Origin of the sequence: Phytobacter sp. RSE-02 (assembly GCF_040578655.1) — a bacterium.
Taxonomy (GTDB): domain Bacteria; phylum Pseudomonadota; class Gammaproteobacteria; order Enterobacterales; family Enterobacteriaceae; genus Phytobacter; species Phytobacter diazotrophicus.
The window spans coordinates 42,991-62,152 of the sequence record NZ_JBEULY010000016.1 but is presented as its reverse complement, the minus strand read 5'-3'; the positions used below and the strand labels follow the sequence as shown (position 1 = coordinate 62,152).

Here is a 19,162-nt window from a genome sequence, read left to right as displayed (position 1 = left end):
ATCCCCGGGAGCATACAAAAGTATGTGACCGGGGTAAGAAAACGCAGCCAACGCGCCACCAGTGCGAAGTATGAAGCGCATTTACCATTCGGCGACGGTGCCGTCTTCATTCCGCCAAACCGGATTACGCCAGTCCGGCGCATTCTGACTTAACGCAATGACTTTCTCTTCATCAATATCCACACCCAGCCCTGGTTTCATCAATGGTTTAAAGAAACCACCTTCCATATTGAAATCTTCTTTATTTTTCACGAAGTCGAGCAATTCAGCGCCTTTATTGTAGTGAATGCCCATACTCTGCTCCTGGAATACCGCATTGTGGGAAACGAAATCCACGTGCAGACAGGCCGCCAGCGCCACCGGGCCGAGCGGGCAGTGCGGTGCCAGTGCCACATCATAGGCTTCGGCCATTCCGGCAATTTTATAGCACTCGGTAATCCCGCCAGCGTGGGATAAATCCGGCTGCAATATAGAAATACCACCGCCTTCAAGCACGCGTTTAAATTCAAAACGCGAGAACATACGTTCGCCTGCGGCAATCGGAATATGCGTTTGCGCCGCCAGTCGCGGATAATATTCCGCCTGCTCCGCCAGCACCGGTTCTTCAATAAATAACGGGCGATACTGCTCGAGTTCTTTAATTAATACTTTTGCCATTGGCGCACTGACACGACCATGGAAATCGAGACCGAATTCAATTTGATTGCCAAAGGCTTCACGAATTTGCGCCACGGTATTCACGGCGGCATCTACCGCGCGGGAATTATCAATCACGCCCATCTCTTCGCAACCGTTCAGCTTAAAGGTATCGAAGCCGATATTGCGCAGGGTTTTAATGCCGTCGATCACTTCCGCCGGACGGTCACCGCCGACCCAGCTATACGCTTTGATTTTGTCACGTACCAGGCCGCCCATCAGTTGCCAGACCGGCGCGTTATGGACTTTGCCTTTGATATCCCACAGCGCCTGGTCAATACCGGCAATCGCGCTCATCAGAATCGGGCCGCCACGGTAAAAACCGGCGCGGTACATTACCTGCCATAAGTCATTGATGCGCGCCGGGTCCTGGCCAATCAGATAATCACTCAGTTCATGCACTGCCGCTTCTACCGTGCGGGCACGACCTTCTATGACCGGCTCTCCCCAGCCAACCACCCCTTCGTCGGTCTCGATTTTCAGGAACATCCAGCGCGGGGGTAAACGGTAAGTGGTGAGTTTCGTTATTTTCATTTCACTGCCTCTCGATACGCGTTAACAAATGAGATTGCCTGCTGCACGGTGCGTTCCACGGGCTGCCCGGCACGATACAAATCGCTGCCCAGCCCTGCCCCCACGCAGCCAGCCTTAATCCATTGCGCCAGGTTGTCTGGCGTCACCCCACCCACGGCAAAGACCGGTACGTCCGATGGCAAGACTGCTTTCAACGCTTTGATATAGTCCGGTCCAAAGGCCGAAGAGGGGAAAATTTTCAGCGCCTGCGCACCCGCATCGAGCGCGGTAAAAGCTTCGCTGGCAGTCGCACAGCCCGGGCAGACCGTCATGCCGTAGCTCACCGCGCGGCGAATAACCTCGGGCTGAATATTGGGAGTGACGATCAGTTTGCAGCCCATCTCAGCCAGTTGGTCAACCTGCTCCGGCTTAAGGACGGTACCCGCGCCAATCAGCGCCTTGTCGCCATACGCCGCGACGATGGCCGGAATACTTTTTTCCCATTGCGGCGAGTTGAGCGGGATCTCTACCGCATCGAATCCCGCGTCAATGACCGCGCCGACATGCGCCAGCGCTTCATCGGGGGTAACGCCACGTAATATTGCGATGAGCGGAGGGTTAGTTTGCCACTGCATGAGCGATGCTCCTTATTCCTGTCTGAAATGCGGTGTCGCCAGAAATGACCACAGCTTTGCGGCCAATCGCCTCCAGCGCCTGTTGATAGCGGCCGGACAGTGCCTTTCCCGCAACGATGGTGACCTGATGATCGATAACGTACTCAGCCATGCTGGCGACTTCGGCGCCAATCAGCAGGCCCGATAAAAACTCGCTAACCTGTTCGCGCGGCAGATTGCCCAGCACGTGAGCAGCACGGACCTCGAACAGTTGCGGCAGAATGCCGGGGATAGCGAGGCCGCGTTCAAGCCCGGATGTAAAAGCCGCCGATGACGGTTCTTGCTCGGGCAAGCCCGCCCCCACCAGCGAATGGCGCAGCAATAGATGGTGCAATTCACCGGTCATCACGGTGCGAAAATCATGGATTTGCTGTGCATCTGCGCGCACCCATTTGCAGTGGGTGCCCGGCATGACATAAACAGAAGAAGGGGAAAGTTCGCGAGCGCCCAGCAGTTGCGTCTCTTCGCCACGCATCACGTTGTGGTTATCGTCACGAGAAACGCACAGGCCGGGAATAATCCAGACATTGTCGCCAACGGCAGTCAACTGCTCGCCAATGGCGGAGAAAAAGGCAGGAACGGGTAAGTATGGCGCCACTTTCCAGCCAACATTGCTGCCCACCATACCTGCCATCACGACGGGCGTTTTTTCATCGCGCCAGCCGTGGGTAATTTCTGCTAACACCGCTTGTGGGGATTTGCCATTCAGGCGCGTAACACCGGCTTCTGATTGCCTGCTCTCCAGGCATTCCGCCCCCTGATAAAGCCAGGCGCGTAAGTTGGTCGACCCCCAGTCAATTGCGATGTAGCGAGATGTCATGTGATTTCCTTAAGCCTTCGGGTAGAGCTGGCGATCATGGTGAGCGCCGCCTGCTCTGCTGCATCGCCGTCCTGATGCCGTATCGCATCGAACAGCGCCTTATGTTCCTGGAGCGTTTTTGGCATGTTGGCTTCATCGCCCATCCAGGTTCGTTCAAATACCGCTCTCTGAAGCGAGCTGATCGCCACGGTCAGTTGCTGTAACACCGGGTTATGTACCGACTCCAGCACCGCTTCGTGATAACGAATATCCGCCTCATTGAAGGCATCGCGATTCTGGTTGTTCGCAATCATGTCGTTGAGCGCCGCCTCTATTTGCGCCAGATCGCTTGAGGTAGCGCGCTCCGCCGCCCAGCGGGCAATGGCAGGCTCTACCAGATTTCGCACCTCGCTCATCGCGCTGATGAGCCGCGGGTCATAGTCGTTTTCCAGCACCCACTGCAGTACTTCGGTATCGAGGTAATTCCACTGATTACGCGGTGCTACAAACGCACCGCGGTAGCGTTTTATCTCGATGAGCCTCTTCGCCATTAAGGAGCGAAAGACTTCGCGAATGATGTTGCGCGAGGTTTCAAACTCCTCGCAGAGTTCTGCTTCTGACGGAAGCGCTGAGCCGGGGACATATTTCCCGCTCACAATTTGGTGCCCTAACGTGATGACGATACGGTCGGTTTTGGTGAGAGTCATGGCATGCCCTTATTCACTGTGTATGCATGCCTACTTTACCTCGACCGGCGATTTTCACCTCATCCTTGCAGTACAAACAGAGCGTACTTTTCTTTTGCTGTAGCTGAATGTAGTACAATTATTTATTGTTGTACTACAATTTAGATCGCAAAATGAACGACAGATCACAAAATTAACCCCCTTCACTTCACCGTAACTTCACCCGAGCCGCTTATCGTCCTTATCAACATGAGGAGGGGATATGCAGCATTTTGATGTGGCGATTATTGGTCTGGGGCCTGCGGGAGCAGCGCTGGCGCGGCAGTTAGCAGGCGGGATGAGCGTGCTGGCGTTAGACAAAAAACAGCAGCAGGGTACGGGCGGATTTATGAAGCCGTGTGGCGGATTGCTGGCCCCGGACGCGCAACGTTCGTTTATCCGTGCGGGGATTACGCTGCCGGTGCAGGTGATGGCCGATCCGCAAATTTTCAGCGTACAAACACTGGATATGCAAACGGGGATAACACGTAACTATCAACGCAGTTACGTTAATATCGACCGACACGCCTTTGATTTATGGATGAAATCATTGATCCCCGCTTCGGTCACCGTTCACCACGACGCCTTGTGCAAGAAGGTCTGCCGACAGGGCAAACTCTGGCATTTGACGTATGCGGTTGACGGTAAAACCCATGAAGCGACGGCAGATTACCTGGTGGGCGGCGATGGTGCTAACTCGATGGTACGGCGATTGCTATATCCCGATCATGAGATCCGCAAATACGTCTCGCTGCAGCAGTGGTTCAAAGACCGTCACCCGTCGCCGTTCTATTCCTGTGTGTTTGATAATGAGACAACCGATTGTTATTCATGGAGTATCTGCAAAGACGGTTATTTCATTTTCGGTGGGGCATTTGCCATGAAGGATGGCAGGGAGAATTTTAGCCACCTCAAGCAGCGCCTTGAACCGTTCGATTTCCGCTTTGGCGACGCGGTGAAAACAGAGAAATGCACAGTGCTGTGCCCGTCCCGCTGGGCAGATTTTGTCTGCGGAAAAGAGAATGCGTTTCTGATTGGCGAAGCGGCGGGGTTTATCAGCGCCAGTTCGCTGGAAGGCATAAGCTATGCACTGGATAGCGCGGAAATCCTGGCAGAGGTACTGCGCGGAGAAACACAAAACCTCAACGCGGCATACTGGAAGAAAACGCGTCGATTACGCATGAAGCTGCTGGGAAAAGTCATCAAAAACCGCTGCCTGACGACACCCTGGATACGCAGTCTGATCATGAAAAGTGGGATTGGTCATATCCCGGTGCAGCAGCAGACGCCTACTCAGGCAAGGGCATAATCGCCCCTGCCTGGCGGCAGATTAATTCAGTACAAACTTCTCAATGGCATACGCTACGCCATCTTCAAGGTTGGATTTGGTGACAAAGTTGGCCACTTCTTTCACCGACGGAATGGCGTTACCCATTGCCACACCTACACCCGCATACTCGATCATGGCGATATCGTTTTCCTGATCGCCAAGGGTCATGATCTCTTCGGGTTTGATACCCAGCACGTCGGCCAGGGATTTCACCCCAGTTCCTTTATTGACGCGCTTATCGAGCATTTCGAGGAAGTACGGCGCGCTTTTCAGCACGGTGTATTTCTCTTTCACTTCTGCCGGGATACGGGCAATGGCTTTATCGAGGATTTCCGGCTCATCAATCATCATCACCTTGAGGAACTGGGTGTTCGGATCCATGTTTTCCGGCTCGCAGAAGACCAGCGGAATAGTGGCGACGTAGGATTCGTGAACCGTGTAGTAGCTGATATCACGGTTGGCGGTGTAGAGCGTATTGCGGTCAAGCGCATGAAAGTGCGAACCAACGTCACGAGACAGTTTTTCCAGATAGCGGTAATCGTCATAGCTCAGCGCCGTTTGCGTCACCGTGCTGCCGTCATGGGCGTTTTGCACCAGCGCGCCGTTATAAGTGATGCAGTAATCACCTTCCCGTTCCATGTGCAGCTCTTTGACGTAGGCATGAACCCCGGCGTAAGGGCGGCCTGTCGTCAGCACCACTTTCACTCCACGTTCGCGTGCAGCCGCAATGGCGTTTTTAACCGCTGGCGAGATGGTGTGGTCCGGCAACAACAGCGTTCCGTCCATGTCGATTGCAATAAGTTTGATAGCCATGAGTTCCCCGGGATAAATGAGTGCTGCCTCATGCTAACGCGATTTAGCCCACAAAAATAGAGCTACATTGCGCAACAAAAGCACCCCTTTTACACCTATCCCAGGGAGCGACGGCTTACTCGCGGGTGAGAACTATTTTGCCAAACGCACCGCGGTCGAGGTGTTCAAGCGCCCTTTCAAGCTCGTTAAAGTGGTAACGGTGCTCAATAACAGGTTTCAGTCCGTTGACATCAACAGCGCGCACAAGATCTTCCAGCGCACGACGGTGACCGACACCAATCCCCTGAACCACCGGCGATTTCAGCAACAGCTCGCTGGCAGAGAGCGATATTTCATTTCCGGCCAGCACACCAATGACCGAGATTCGCCCATGAACTGCCACGGCTCGCAGGGAATGCTTCAGATTTTCCCCGCCCACGGTTTCAATAATATGGTCAATACCGCGATCGTCGGTCAGCGTAAGAATCGCCTCTGCCCAGTCGCCTTTTAGCCGGTTAACCCCCTGATAAGCCCCCAACTTTTTGGCCTGCACCAGTTTTTCATCACTGCCGGACGTGACAAACACGTGCGCACCATGCGCTTTAGCGATTTGCAGCGCGAATATCGCCACACCGCCCGTCCCCTGCACCAGCACCGACTGACCGGCGCGTAAATTTCCTCGCTCCACCAGCGCGAACCAGGCCGTTAACCCTGCACAAGGCAAGGTGCTGGCCTCTGCGTCATCCAGAGTTTCCGGGGCGGCAACCAGCCAGTTTTCATTCATAATCACGTACTCAGCCAGCATGCCCTGGAAGTAACCGCCAAGGGTTCGGTAGGGCAAATGGCGTGCGTCCGCTTTTGGCTTGCCGTCGATCCACTCCGGGAAGAAGCTGGAGATGACGCGAGCCCCGGATTTGAAACGTGTGACGCCCTCGCCCGTACTGTCCACGACGCCCGCCATGTCAGAAGCCGGCGTAAAGGGGAAGGAGCGCGAAATTGGCATGTTGCCTTCAATGACCATTTTATCGCGATAGTTGAGCGCAACGGCATTCACCCGTACACGGACTTCACCGGGGCCTGGTTGCGGAAGGGGTACCTCGGTAAGTCTGAGGTTTTCGCGCCCGAGGGCGTCCATTGACCAGCGTTGTATCGTCTCTGTCATCGTATTTCTCCTGCCATCAAATGAGTTTCAGTATCGACAGTCTATCGTTGACTCAATGTCACCAGTGGCGATAAGTTTTCTCTTTATTGATGCCATAATGGATACAATTGATGAGCGATACGCTAAAGGACATTCCGGTTTTCGTGGCGGCCGTTGAAGCGGGCAGTTTTGCTCAGGCCGCTGTCCGTCTGCATTTATCGCGCTCGGCAGTGGGGAAAAGTATCGCCCGGCTTGAACAACGGCTGGGGGTGCGTCTGTTTCAGCGCACCACCCGCAGCCAGCGGCTGACCGATAACGGCGCGCTTTTTTACGAGCGTTGCCTGCGCGCACTGGAGGAGATCCGTAGCGCAGAATCGCTACTGGAAACAGGGAAACAGCAGGTGAGTGGCCGCCTGCGTGTAGCGATGCCGGTGCTCTTTGGTCGTCAGTGCGTCGCTCCGCTGCTGATCACGCTGGCGCAAGAGCATCCGGGGCTTGAGCTGGAAATGTCATTCAGCGACAGGGTGGTGGATCTCGTGGAGGAAGGATTCGATATGGCGGTGCGTAACGGCACACTGGCAGACAGCACCGTGCTGGCCGCCAGAAGGCTGGGAGAGCACCAAATGGTTCTGTGCGCCGCGCCGGATTATCTGAAGAGAAAAGGCCATCCTGAAACCGTTGCCGATTTACGTCAGCATACGGCCATTAACTATTTGCAGGCAGGCAGAATTTTACCCTGGCAGCTTGCGGACAACGAAGGAAAGCCGCAAACCCTTGTTCTGCGGTCATCACTCAATATGGATGATTTACAGGCGATCTGCGACGCAGCAATAGCCGGACACGGCATTGCATGGTTGCCCTGCTGGATGGCAAGCAAAGAGATTCAAAATGGAAAACTCGCCCTGCTTTTCAGGCAGGCGCCGAATGTGCGCTTTGACGTTCATGCAGTCTGGCAGAAGACGCCGCATCTGCCGCTGAGGGTGAGAATTGCCATAGACACGCTGGTGAGCCGCTTACCGGCGGCGATGTCACTGGATTTTCCGGATCCCATAAAAAAGCCGCGCTTAAAGCGCGGCTCAGATATAGCTGTATAACGATAATTAGATATCGATATTCGCCGCTTTCAGGGCGTTCTCTTCGATAAAGGCACGGCGCGGTTCAACGGCATCACCCATCAGGGTGGTGAACAACTGGTCGGCGGCAATCGCATCTTTAACGGTCACGCGCAGCATGCGGCGGCTTTCCGGATCCATGGTGGTTTCCCACAGCTGATCCGGGTTCATCTCGCCCAGACCTTTATAACGCTGGATAGCAAGACCACGACGGGACTCTTTAACCAGCCAGTCCAGCGCCTGCTCAAAGCTGGCGATCGGCTGCTTACGTTCACCGCGTTCGATAAACGCATCGTCTTCGATCAGACCACGCAGTTTTTCACCGAGCGTGCAGAGACGGCGATATTCGCCACCGGCGATAAATTCATTATCCAGCGGATAATCCGTATCGACACCGTGGGTACGCACGCGAATAATCGGCTCGAAATGGTTCAGTTCCGCATTTTCGCGAATATCGAACTTCCAGGTGCTACCGTGCTGCTCTTTCTCGTTCAGCTCGGTGACCAGCGCATTCACCCAGCGAGTGACGGCCTGCTCGTTGCTCAGATCGGCTTCGGCCAGCGTTGGCTGATACACCAGCTCTTTCAGCAGTGCGCGCGGGAAGCGACGTTCCATACGGCCAATCATCTTCTGCGCGGCATTGTATTCAGAGACCAGTTTTTCCAGCGCTTCACCGGCCAGCGCAGGTGCGCCTTCGGTCGCGTGCAGGGTCGCACCGTCCAGAGCGATAGCGATTTGATACTGATCCATCGCCTCATCGTCTTTAATGTACTGTTCCTGCTTGCCTTTTTTCACTTTGTACAGCGGTGGCTGGGCAATATAGACATGGCCACGCTCAATGATTTCCGGCATCTGACGATAGAAGAAGGTCAACAGCAGCGTACGGATGTGCGAGCCGTCGACGTCCGCATCGGTCATGATAATGATGCTGTGATAACGCAATTTGTCCGGGTTGTACTCGTCGCGACCGATACCGCAGCCGAGCGCGGTGATGAGCGTCGCCACTTCCTGAGAAGAGAGCATCTTGTCGAAGCGCGCCTTCTCAACGTTAAGGATTTTACCTTTCAGCGGCAGAATCGCCTGGTTCTTACGGTTACGCCCCTGCTTCGCAGAGCCGCCCGCAGAGTCCCCTTCCACAAGGTACAGTTCAGACAGCGCCGGGTCGCGTTCCTGACAGTCCGCCAGTTTACCCGGCAGGCCCGCTAAGTCGAGTGCGCCTTTACGGCGGGTCATTTCACGGGCTTTACGCGCCGCTTCGCGGGCACGTGCCGCGTCGATAATTTTACCAACCACGATCTTCGCATCGGACGGGTTTTCCAGCAGGTATTCGCTCAGCAGTTCGTTCATCTGCTGTTCCACCGCCGATTTCACCTCGGAAGAGACTAGCTTGTCTTTGGTCTGCGAGGAGAATTTCGGGTCTGGCACCTTCACGGAAACGACCGCAATCAGGCCTTCACGGGCATCGTCACCGGTGGCGCTGACTTTCGCTTTTTTGCTGTAGCCTTCTTTATCCATGTAGGCGTTCAGGGTACGGGTCATCGCCGCACGGAAGCCTGCAAGGTGGGTACCGCCGTCGCGCTGCGGAATGTTGTTGGTAAAGCAGTAGATGTTTTCCTGGAAACCATCGTTCCACTGCAGCGCCACTTCGACGCCAATACCGTCTTTTTCGGTGGAGAAGTAGAAGATATTCGGGTGGATCGGCGTTTTATTCTTGTTGAGATACTCAACAAATGCCTTGATACCGCCTTCGTAGTGGAAATGGTCTTCTTTGCCGTCGCGCTTGTCTTTCAGGCGGATGGATACGCCGGAGTTCAGGAAGGACAGCTCGCGCAGACGTTTCGCCAGAATTTCATACTCAAATTCGGTGACGTTGGTGAAGGTTTCATAGCTCGGCCAGAAACGCACCATGGTACCGGTTTTTTCTGTATCACCGGTCACGGCCAGCGGCGCCTGCGGCACACCGTGTTCGTAGATCTGACGGTGAACTTTATTATCACGCTGGATAACCAGCTCCAGTTTCTGCGACAGGGCGTTTACAACCGAAACGCCTACGCCGTGCAGACCACCGGACACTTTATACGAGTTATCATCGAACTTACCGCCCGCGTGCAGCACGGTCATGATGACTTCGGCTGCTGAGACACCCTCTTCCGGGTGAATACCGGTTGGGATCCCACGACCATCATCCTGTACGGAGACGGAGTTATCGCTGTGGATCGTGACAACGATGTCTTTACAGTAACCTGCGAGCGCTTCGTCGATAGCGTTATCTACCACCTCGAATACCATGTGGTGCAGACCGGTGCCGTCATCCGTATCGCCGATATACATACCCGGGCGCTTACGCACCGCATCCAGCCCTTTCAGGACTTTGATACTGGAGGAGTCATAAGAATTCGACATCAACGTTTCTCGCTCATTTTGTCTTGGGTTAATCCGTTATTTTACCCTTTTCCACGGTGAACATCTTCGAATTTTTGTCCGACATGTCCAGTACGTGTTCAGCGCTGATGGCGCTGACGAAAACTTGTGATTGCGTGGCTTTTAAGCGGCTGGCAAGCAGTCCGCGACGCGCATCATCCAGCTCCGAGGCAAAATCATCTATCAGGTACAAACAGCGGCGACCGCTCTCGCGGGTTAAAAACTCCCCCTGCGCCAGACGTAGCGCACACATCAGGAGTTTTAACTGCCCACGGGAAAGCGTATCTTCCACCGGCGCGCCGTCGGCACGTATACGGAAATCCGCTTTGTGCGGGCCGTGTGCGGTGTAAGTTAACAGGCGATCGCGTTCGAAGTTCTTCTCCAGCACCTCGGCATAATCCGTCTCTTTCTCCCAGCCGCGCTGGAAAGAAAAGGTCAGAGAGAACTCCGGTAAAAATTGTTTGCAGGTATCGGCCATATCTTCGGCGATACCGGCACTGTATTCGGCACGCCACAGGCTGATTTGTTCCGCCAGCGGAATCAGTTCTTTATCCCACGGGCGCAACTGGCCGTAGTGGCTTACCTGCCGTAGCGCGGCATTACGCTGTTTGAGCAGCCGCTTAAGGTTGCTCCAGGCGGTAAAGAAACCGGCTTCGTTGTGGAAGCATCCCCAATCAAGGAACGCTCTTCTGTATTTGGGGCCGCCGTTGAGTAATGTAAACCCCTCAGGCGTAATCAACTGCATTGGCATCAGCAGCGCCAGTTCGGCCACCTTGTGGCCATCCGTTCCGTCGATACGCACGGTGCTGTCGCCTTGTTTGTCTTTCGTCAGACCAATGGCGATTTCCCGCTCCGCCTCCTGCAAACGCCCGTGCAGAATAAATGACTCCTGCTCATGGCGAATGACGCGGCCAATTTGCAAACTGCGAAACGCCCGGCCATGACCAAGCGTATAGATAGCTTCCAGCACGCTGGTTTTGCCGCTGCCGTTCGCGCCAACCAGGAAGTTAAAGCCGGGAGATAAGGCGAGATCCGCATTTTCAATATTGCGGAAGTCTTTGATTAAAAGTCGGGATAGCGACATATCAGCTCATAACCAGGGCGTTATCGGCGCAGTTAGTCTGGTTACGGCCAGCGCGCAGCAACCGGAGCGTACTAAAGTACGTGAGGATTGCGAGCACTGCCCGGAGCCAGAATAACAAGTAAGATAGCCCGATATTTTCTACAGCCTCATAGGCATGACGACGTAAGCTGCGGATTGCGAAGCCGCATCCTCAATCTGCACGCTCGAAACGGAATCCGTCAGCATAATGCGCACATTTTCGCATTTCAGCGCGTTAAGTACGTCCAGCACATAACTAACGTTAAAACCAATCTCCATTTCGCTACCGGAGTAGGTCACATCCAGTATCTCTTCCGCTTCTTCCTGTTCCGGGTTGTTAGCGGTGATTTTCAACTGGTTTTCGCTGACATACAGACGCACGCCGCGGAATTTCTCGTTCGAGAGAATGGCGGCACGGGCAAAAGCCTGCTTAAGAATGTCGCAACCCGCATCCAGATGTTTGTCCGGGTTTTTCGGTAATACGCGGCGATAATCCGGGAAACGACCGTCAACCAGCTTCGATGTGAAGATAAAATCACCAACATGCGCACGGATGTTGTTGCTGCCGATCTGCACGGTCAGCGGGTTGTCCCCGCCGTCGAGCATACGCATCAACTCAATCACCCCTTTACGCGGCACGATCACCGAATGGTTTGGCAAACTCACGCCGACAGGCATAGAGCAGACCGCAAGACGGTGGCCGTCCGTTGCCACGGTACGCAGCTCTTCACCTTCGGTCTCAAACAGCATGCCGTTTAAGTAGTAACGCACATCCTGATGCGCCATCGAGAACTGGGTGGCTTCAATCAGACGTTTCATCGTGGCCTGCGGCAGGGTGAACTCCACCTCGCTTTGCCAGTCATCCAGATTCGGGAAATCGGCGGCAGGCAGCGTGGAAAGGGAGAAGCGGCTGCGACCAGAACGTACCAGCATACGCTCGCCTTCGAGCTGGACGGCGATTTCCGCGCCTTCCGGCAAACCACGGCAGATATCAAAGAATTTCCGCGCCGGGACGGTAGTCGCGCCGGGCTCATGCGGCTGAACAAGCGCAACACGGGCCACCATTTCCATTTCAAGATCGGTACCGGTCAGCGAAAGCGTACCGTCTGCAACCTGAAGCAGCAGATTACCGAGAATGGGCAACGTCGGGCGGCCGCCCAGCGGGCCGCTAACTTGTTGCACCGGCTTTAAAAGATGTTCACGTTCAACGGTAAATTTCATAGCGTCACGATGATAATGTTCTGATTAAATTGGAAAAATCTTCTTTGATATCGTGGCTCTCTTCACGCAACTGCTCAATCTTGCGGCAGGCGTGTAGCACGGTAGTATGGTCACGGCCACCAAACGCATCACCAATTTCCGGCAGACTGTGGTTGGTGAGCTCTTTCGCCAGCGCCATCGCCATCTGACGCGGACGCGCGACTGAACGGGAGCGACGCTTCGACAGCAGGTCTGCGACCTTAATCTTGTAATACTCTGCCACCGTCTTCTGAATATTGTCGATGGTGACCAGTTTTTCCTGCAGCGCGAGCAAATCACGCAGCGCTTCACGCACGAAATCGATAGTAATCGCCCGGCCCGTAAAGTTGGCATTGGCAATAACGCGGTTCAGTGCCCCTTCCAGTTCACGCACGTTAGAGCGTAAACGCTTGGCAATAAAGAAGGCCACTTCGCCCGGCAGACGAATGTCATTCTCGTCGGCCTTTTTCATCAGGATCGCCACGCGGGTTTCCAGCTCAGGCGGCTCGATCGCGACCGTAAGTCCCCAACCGAAGCGGGATTTAAGACGATCTTCAACGCCGTTGATCTCTTTAGGATAACGATCCGAAGTCAGGATGATCTGTTGATTTCCTTCCAGCAGCGCATTAAACGTGTGGAAAAACTCTTCCTGCGATCGTTCTTTATTGGCAAAGAACTGGATGTCATCGATAAGCAACGCGTCAACGGATCGGTAGTAGCGTTTAAACTCTTCGATCGCATTGTTTTGCAGGGCTTTTACCATGTCCTGGACAAAACGCTCGGAGTGCATATACACCACTTTGGCGTTGGGTTTGCGCGCCATGATGCCATTACCCACCGCGTGCAACAGGTGAGTTTTACCCAAACCCGTTCCGCCATAAAGGAATAGTGGATTGTAGGCGCCGCCTGGGTTATCCGCCACCTGACGCGCCGCCGCGCGCGCCAGCTGGTTCGACTTACCTTCGACGAAGTTATCAAAGGTGTGCTTAAGGTTAACGTTGGAGCGGTAGGTCGGTTCCGCCGGTGCGGGAACGTTGTCCCAGCCAGGGCGTACTGCCGGCGCAGCGCGCTGCGGCTGAACGTGAGTCGTCTGTACTGGCGCGGCGACATGAGCAGGTTCTCTGTGGACCTGCGTGACGGGCTTCGTACCGACCTCAAAGCGCAGTTGCGGGGCGTCCGCACCGCAGAAATCGTTCAGCAGCCCATTGATATTATTGAGATACTTGTCTCTTACCCAATCGAGCACAAAACGGTTTGGCGCATACAAAGCCAGCGTGTTATCGCTCAGTTCCGCCTGCAACGGGCGGATCCACATGCTGAATTCTGTGGCTGGTAACTCATCCTGCAATCGGGCAAGACACTGCTGCCAAAGCGAAAGTGACACGGCGGACTCCACTCGAACAAAAATCGATAAATAAAAGGCAGAAACATTAATGATTGTTGACACACGTCGATCAGACCCAACGAGGGTGACGTGCGAACCGCTATCTGCGGTTTTACACGCTTCCTTCTGGCTGCATCATTGCACCGTTGAGGAAAGTGTACTTTGCCCTGTTCACGATCCACGGATCGCGATCGGGACCGCGGATCATAGCCTAAACTGCGTCAGAGATCTTCTGTTTATCACAGATTCTTCACGATTTATCCACAGGGGGATTCGGAATCGGGTAAGTGTAATCGATCCCAGGTGCAGTGCGGGACGATTTAGGCCGCATATTGGAAAATTTAATGAGTAATGCCAATTTCCTGCTTAATCGATCTAATGAAGATCCTGGCGGATCCTTGCGCTTTGCCCGCCAGGCCGTATAATCCACCACCCGGCGTGCTTTGCTCGTTTTTAGTCGTCGAGCACTGCTTATTTTTTACGCGAAACTGTGCAAAAATAAGCGTGTTATAAGGAAAGAGAATTGACTCCGGAGTGTACAATTATTACAATCCGGCCTCTTTAATCACCCATGGCTTCGGCGTCCGTCGTACGATATTCGTTCGGGTATCCAAAAAAGCCATTGAATTTATTCAAGTTTAGGTAGAAATCGCCATGAAACGCACTTTTCAACCGTCCGTACTGAAGCGCAACCGTTCTCACGGCTTCCGTGCTCGTATGGCTACTAAAAATGGTCGCCAGGTTCTGGCTCGTCGTCGCGCTAAAGGCCGCGCACGTCTGACCGTTTCCAAGTAATAAAGCTAACCCTGAGTGGTTAAGCTCGCATTTCCCAGGGAGTTACGTTTGTTAACTCCCAGTCATTTCACTTTCGTCTTCCAGCAGCCACAACGGGCTGGCACGCCGCAAATCACCATCCTCGGCCGCCTGAATTCGCTGGGGCATCCCCGTATCGGTCTTACCGTCGCTAAGAAAAACGTCAAACGCGCACATGAACGCAATCGGATTAAACGTCTGACGCGTGAAAGTTTTCGTTTGCGTCAACATGAACTTCCCGCAATGGATTTCGTGGTAGTGGCGAAAAAGGGGGTTGCTGACCTCGATAACCGTGCTCTTTCGGAAGCGTTGGAAAAATTATGGCGCCGCCATTGTCGCCTGGCACTCGGCTCCTGATAGGCCTGATTCGGGTCTATCAAATCCTGATTAGTCCGCTACTCGGGCCGCGTTGCCGTTTCAACCCGACATGCTCTCGCTATGGAATTGAGGCATTGCGCAGGTTTGGAGTGATAAAAGGCAGTTGGTTGACAGTGAAACGCGTATTAAAATGCCACCCTTTACACCCGGGTGGAGACGACCCCGTCCCGCCAGGACCCTTTAATACCAGAGAACACTAACGATGGATTCGCAACGCAATCTTTTTGTCATCGCTTTGTTGTTCGTGTCTTTCATGATCTGGCAAGCCTGGGAGCAGGATAAAAATCCTCAGCCTCAGCAGCAGACCACGCAGACTACGACCACCGCAGCGGGTAGCGCAGCCGACCAGGGCGTACCAGCCAGTGGCCAGGGGAAACTGATTACGGTTAAAACCGACGTGCTGGAATTGACTATCAACACCCGTGGTGGTGATGTCGAGCAGGCACAGCTTTTGGGTTATCCGAAAGAGCTGGGTTCCAGCGAGCCGTTCCAGTTACTGGAAACGACCCCGCAGTTTATCTATCAGGCGCAGAGCGGTCTGACCGGTCGCGACGGCCCGGATAATCCGGCAAACGGCCCACGTCCTCTGTACAACAGCGAAAAAGATGCGTTTGTGCTGGCTGATGGCCAGAACGAACTGGCCATTCCGCTGACCTATACCGATGCTGCTGGTAACACCTTCACCAAAACCTTCACCCTGAAACGCGGTGAATATGCGGTGAACGTAGGTTACAACGTGCAGAACGCCGGCGAGAAACCGCTGGAAGTCGCTACTTTCGGTCAGTTGAAACAGTCCATCAATCTGCCGTCGCACCGCGACACCGGCAGCAGCAACTTTGCATTGCATACTTTCCGTGGCGCTGCGTACTCCACGCCGGACGCGAAGTATGAAAAATACAAATTTGACACCATCGCCGATAACGAAAACCTGAACGTCAGCGCAAAAGGCGGTTGGGTCTCCATGCTGCAGCAGTATTTCGCTACCGCATGGGTTCCGCGTAACGAAGGCACCAATAACTTCTACACGGCGAACCTGGGCAACGGTATTGCCGCTATCGGTTATAAATCTGAACCGGTTCTGGTTCAGCCGGGTCAAACCAGTACGCTGGGCAGCACCCTGTGGGTCGGCCCGGAAATCCAGGATAAAATGGCTGCCGTTGCGCCGCACCTGGATCTGACCGTGGATTACGGCTGGCTGTGGTTTATCTCTCAGCCGCTGTTCAAACTGCTGAAATGGATCCACAGCTTCCTGGGTAACTGGGGCTTCTCCATCATCGCAATTACCTTTATCGTTCGTGGCATCATGTACCCGCTGACTAAAGCGCAGTACACCTCCATGGCGAAAATGCGTATGCTGCAGCCGAAGATTGCGGCAATGCGTGAGCGTCTGGGCGATGACAAACAGCGTCAGAGCCAGGAAATGATGGCGCTGTACAAAGCAGAGAAAGTTAACCCGCTGGGCGGTTGCTTCCCGCTGGTTATCCAGATGCCAATCTTCCTTGCGTTGTACTACATGCTGATGGGTTCCGTTGAATTGCGCCATGCGCCGTTCGCCCTGTGGATCCATGACCTGTCTGCACAAGACCCGTACTACATCCTGCCGATCCTGATGGGCGTGACGATGTTCTTCATTCAGAAGATGTCTCCGACCACCGTGGCCGACCCGATGCAGCAGAAGATCATGACCTTTATGCCGGTCATCTTCACGGTGTTCTTCCTGTGGTTCCCGTCAGGTCTGGTGCTGTACTATATCGTCAGCAACCTGGTGACCATTATTCAGCAGCAGCTAATTTACCGTGGTCTGGAGAAACGTGGGCTGCATAGCCGCGAAAAGAAAAGCTCCTGATTCGGTGTAGGCCGGGTAAGCGTAGCGCCACCCGGTAATCAGAATAGTAATGACAGGGCGGTCTCATGACCGCCCTTTTTATTGGGATTCAATGAGACATATCATGAGCCATAACGACACGATCGTCGCCCAGGCTACCCCACCGGGACGCGGTGGCGTTGGTATCCTGCGTATTTCCGGCCTCAACGCGCGCGATGTCGCGCAAGCCGTGCTGGGTAAGCTGCCAAAACCGCGCTACGCCGATTATCTGCCGTTTAGGGATGCCGACGGCACCGCGTTAGATCAGGGCATTGCGCTGTGGTTTCCGGGCCCGAATTCATTCACTGGCGAAGACGTGCTGGAACTACAGGGCCACGGCGGCCCGGTGATCCTCGATCTGCTGCTCAAACGTATTCTGACGCTTCCGGGCGTACGCATTGCGAAACCGGGGGAGTTCTCCGAACGAGCATTCCTTAATGACAAGCTCGATTTAGCCCAGGCGGAAGCCATTGCCGATCTGATTGACGCCAGTTCAGAACAGGCGGCACGCTCGGCGCTGAACTCGCTGCAGGGGGCGTTTTCCGCACGCATTAATCACCTTGTGGAAGCACTCACTCACCTGCGTATCTACGTGGAAGCGGCCATTGATTTCCCGGATGAGGAAATCGATTTCCTGTCTGACGGCAAAATTGAAGCTCAGCTCAACAGCGTGATGGGCGATCTGGATGCCGTGCGCGCCGAAGCGCGCCAGGGCAGCCTGCTGCGCGAAGGGATGAAGGTAGTGATTGCCGGACGCCCAAATGCCGGGAAATCGAGCCTGCTGAACGCACTGGCAGGCCGTGAGGCGGCGATCGTGACCGACATCGCCGGCACTACCCGCGACGTGCTGCGCGAGCATATCCACATCGATGGCATGCCGCTGCATATCATCGACACCGCCGGGCTGCGCGATGCCAGCGACGAAGTCGAACGTATCGGTATTGAACGAGCCTGGCAGGAGATTGAGCAGGCAGACCGCGTACTGTTTATGGTGGATGGCACTACCACCAGCGCCGTTGACCCGGCGGAAATCTGGCCGGACTTTATTGCACGTCTGCCCGCCAAATTGCCCATTACCGTGGTGCGTAACAAAGCGGATGTGACCGGTGAAACGCCAGGCATCAGCGATGTAAATGGTCACTCACTTATCCGCCTGTCGGCACGTACTGGCGAAGGCGTGGATGATTTGCGTAATCATCTCAAGCAGAGCATGGGCTTTGATACCAATATGGAAGGCGGCTTCCTGGCACGTCGTCGCCATCTGCAAGCGCTCTCAGACGCCGCCAGTCACCTTGAACAGGGTAAAGCGCAGCTACTGGGTGCCTGGGCAGGCGAACTGCTGGCAGAAGAGCTGAGACTGGCACAGCAGGCATTGAGTGAGATCACCGGTGAGTTTACCTCCGACGATCTGCTGGGCCGTATTTTCTCCAGCTTCTGTATCGGTAAATGAGCCAGACGGCCGATACCCTGTCCGCCCTCTACGAAGCGACCAGTGAACGCACGCTGGTCGCCTGGCAGAAGGCGCCTGATTGCGGCGAGATCATGCAACAAGCATATTACGACCCGCACAAACTGGCGCTGGCGAGCGGGATTCAGCCCTCCATACCCACTGCCATCGCCTCGCTGCGCCAGCAGCTCGCGATACGAGTGAGCGATGATACACTGGCCGATGTCATGCCCGCCGACGGCCTGCACTTTACCTTTCTCCCGATCACGCTGCCGCTTTATACCGCCGCAGAGCCGCCTGAGAATATGGCCTCTTTACTGACACTCTGGCAGCACTGGCGGCAACATACCGTTCGCATAAATGAACTGCGGCTGGTTGCGCTACCGGGTCAGATTTTGCTGGCTGGTATTCCTGATGAAAAAAGCCAACAGGCACGCCAGCAATTTTGCGACGCACTACTGGCCTCCCCCTGGCGCAATCATCTGATTGACCGCCATGCGCATACCCCACTACCACCGCCATTCTGGCACACAACGCTATTACGTTATCAGGCACAATACCTGCCCCCATCATTACGGCACTTTTACCTCGCAAATCGCCAGCAACGCTACGGCAGCGTAGAAGGGACTCTGAAACTGGCTCAGGTGAATTACAACTGGACACGCGTGCTGCCGATTGAATGAATTGTGCAGGAAATATGTAGATGGGCACATATTGACTAAATTTATTGTA

General features: G+C 54.6%; 18 protein-coding genes. 8 read left to right on the top strand and 10 right to left on the bottom strand.

The window, feature by feature from the left end; translation table 11 throughout:
• Positions 1 to 81: 81 nt before the first annotated feature.
• Genes dgoD through dgoR form a run of 4 tightly spaced genes read right to left on the bottom strand, consistent with a single transcriptional unit; the run spans position 82 to position 3,389 of the window.
• Positions 82 to 1,230 carry a galactonate dehydratase gene (gene dgoD, locus ABU190_RS23305; RefSeq protein WP_039080037.1) on the bottom strand — a complete coding sequence of 383 codons (1,149 nt, stop codon included), beginning with the start codon at positions 1,228 to 1,230 and terminating at the stop codon, positions 82 to 84.
• Positions 1,227 to 1,844 (bottom strand): 2-dehydro-3-deoxy-6-phosphogalactonate aldolase, encoded by a 618-nt coding sequence (locus ABU190_RS23300; protein WP_354692500.1) that lies wholly within the window; start codon positions 1,842 to 1,844, stop codon positions 1,227 to 1,229. Before ABU190_RS23300 ends, dgoD begins: the two co-directional genes overlap by 4 nt.
• Positions 1,828 to 2,703 carry a 2-dehydro-3-deoxygalactonokinase gene (locus ABU190_RS23295; RefSeq protein WP_354692499.1) on the bottom strand — a complete coding sequence of 292 codons (876 nt, stop codon included), beginning with the start codon at positions 2,701 to 2,703 and terminating at the stop codon, positions 1,828 to 1,830. The genes ABU190_RS23300 and ABU190_RS23295 overlap by 17 nt, the downstream gene beginning before the upstream one ends.
• Positions 2,700 to 3,389, bottom strand: coding sequence for a D-galactonate utilization transcriptional regulator DgoR (dgoR, locus tag ABU190_RS23290; protein WP_039080034.1), 690 nt, complete (start codon positions 3,387 to 3,389; stop codon positions 2,700 to 2,702). The genes ABU190_RS23295 and dgoR overlap by 4 nt, the downstream gene beginning before the upstream one ends.
• 241 nt (positions 3,390 to 3,630) lie before the next feature.
• Here dgoR and ABU190_RS23285 point away from each other — a divergent pair, with 241 nt between their 5' ends.
• Positions 3,631 to 4,716 carry an FAD-binding protein gene (locus ABU190_RS23285; protein ID WP_354692498.1) on the top strand — a complete coding sequence of 362 codons (1,086 nt, stop codon included), beginning with the start codon at positions 3,631 to 3,633 and terminating at the stop codon, positions 4,714 to 4,716.
• Between the two features lie 21 nt (positions 4,717 to 4,737).
• Here ABU190_RS23285 and yidA read toward each other — a convergent pair whose 3' ends face one another.
• Together yidA and ABU190_RS23275 are read right to left on the bottom strand one after the other, a co-directional pair.
• Complete coding sequence (yidA, locus tag ABU190_RS23280) at positions 4,738 to 5,550, bottom strand: sugar-phosphatase (protein WP_039080032.1); 813 nt, start codon at positions 5,548 to 5,550, stop codon at positions 4,738 to 4,740.
• A gap of 115 nt (positions 5,551 to 5,665) precedes the next feature.
• Positions 5,666 to 6,691: an NAD(P)-dependent alcohol dehydrogenase gene (locus ABU190_RS23275; protein ID WP_354692497.1), complete on the bottom strand. Its 1,026-nt coding sequence runs from the start codon at positions 6,689 to 6,691 to the stop codon at positions 5,666 to 5,668.
• 110 nt (positions 6,692 to 6,801) lie between these two features.
• Here ABU190_RS23275 and ABU190_RS23270 point away from each other — a divergent pair, with 110 nt between their 5' ends.
• Complete coding sequence (locus ABU190_RS23270) at positions 6,802 to 7,764, top strand: LysR family transcriptional regulator (protein WP_354692496.1); 963 nt, start codon at positions 6,802 to 6,804, stop codon at positions 7,762 to 7,764.
• 6 nt (positions 7,765 to 7,770) lie between these two features.
• Here the strand turns inward: ABU190_RS23270 and gyrB are convergent, their stop codons facing one another.
• The 4 genes from gyrB to dnaA form a co-directional block, all read right to left on the bottom strand.
• Entirely contained in the window at positions 7,771 to 10,185 is a 2,415-nt protein-coding gene (gene gyrB, locus ABU190_RS23265) for a DNA topoisomerase (ATP-hydrolyzing) subunit B (RefSeq protein WP_354692495.1), read from the bottom strand.
• A gap of 28 nt (positions 10,186 to 10,213) precedes the next feature.
• Complete coding sequence (gene recF / locus ABU190_RS23260; protein ID WP_039080028.1) at positions 10,214 to 11,287, bottom strand: DNA replication/repair protein RecF; 1,074 nt, start codon at positions 11,285 to 11,287, stop codon at positions 10,214 to 10,216.
• 138 nt (positions 11,288 to 11,425) lie between these two features.
• Positions 11,426 to 12,526: a DNA polymerase III subunit beta gene (gene dnaN / locus ABU190_RS23255; RefSeq protein WP_354692494.1), complete on the bottom strand. Its 1,101-nt coding sequence runs from the start codon at positions 12,524 to 12,526 to the stop codon at positions 11,426 to 11,428.
• Between the two features lie 4 nt (positions 12,527 to 12,530).
• A complete protein-coding gene (dnaA, locus tag ABU190_RS23250) occupies positions 12,531 to 13,928 on the bottom strand; it encodes a chromosomal replication initiator protein DnaA (RefSeq protein WP_296415095.1) in 1,398 nt (465 codons plus the stop codon).
• A gap of 654 nt (positions 13,929 to 14,582) precedes the next feature.
• Between dnaA and rpmH the strand changes: the two genes are divergently transcribed.
• The 6 genes from rpmH (at position 14,583) to ABU190_RS23220 (ending at position 19,113) form a co-directional block, all read left to right on the top strand.
• Positions 14,583 to 14,723, top strand: a complete 141-nt coding sequence (rpmH, locus tag ABU190_RS23245) for a 50S ribosomal protein L34 (protein WP_000831330.1) — start codon at positions 14,583 to 14,585, stop codon at positions 14,721 to 14,723.
• A 15-nt stretch (positions 14,724 to 14,738) separates the two neighbouring features.
• Positions 14,739 to 15,098 (top strand): ribonuclease P protein component, encoded by a 360-nt coding sequence (gene rnpA, locus ABU190_RS23240; RefSeq protein ID WP_071195137.1) that lies wholly within the window; start codon positions 14,739 to 14,741, stop codon positions 15,096 to 15,098.
• Complete coding sequence (yidD, locus tag ABU190_RS23235) at positions 15,062 to 15,319, top strand: membrane protein insertion efficiency factor YidD (RefSeq protein WP_071845955.1); 258 nt, start codon at positions 15,062 to 15,064, stop codon at positions 15,317 to 15,319. Before rnpA ends, yidD begins: the two co-directional genes overlap by 37 nt.
• 2 nt (positions 15,320 to 15,321) lie before the next feature.
• Complete coding sequence (gene yidC / locus ABU190_RS23230) at positions 15,322 to 16,965, top strand: membrane protein insertase YidC (protein ID WP_039080024.1); 1,644 nt, start codon at positions 15,322 to 15,324, stop codon at positions 16,963 to 16,965.
• A gap of 103 nt (positions 16,966 to 17,068) precedes the next feature.
• A complete protein-coding gene (gene mnmE, locus ABU190_RS23225) occupies positions 17,069 to 18,433 on the top strand; it encodes a tRNA uridine-5-carboxymethylaminomethyl(34) synthesis GTPase MnmE (protein ID WP_354692493.1) in 1,365 nt (454 codons plus the stop codon).
• Positions 18,430 to 19,113 (top strand): hypothetical protein, encoded by a 684-nt coding sequence (locus ABU190_RS23220; RefSeq protein ID WP_354692492.1) that lies wholly within the window; start codon positions 18,430 to 18,432, stop codon positions 19,111 to 19,113. The genes mnmE and ABU190_RS23220 overlap by 4 nt, the downstream gene beginning before the upstream one ends.
• Positions 19,114 to 19,162: the final 49 nt, after the last annotated feature.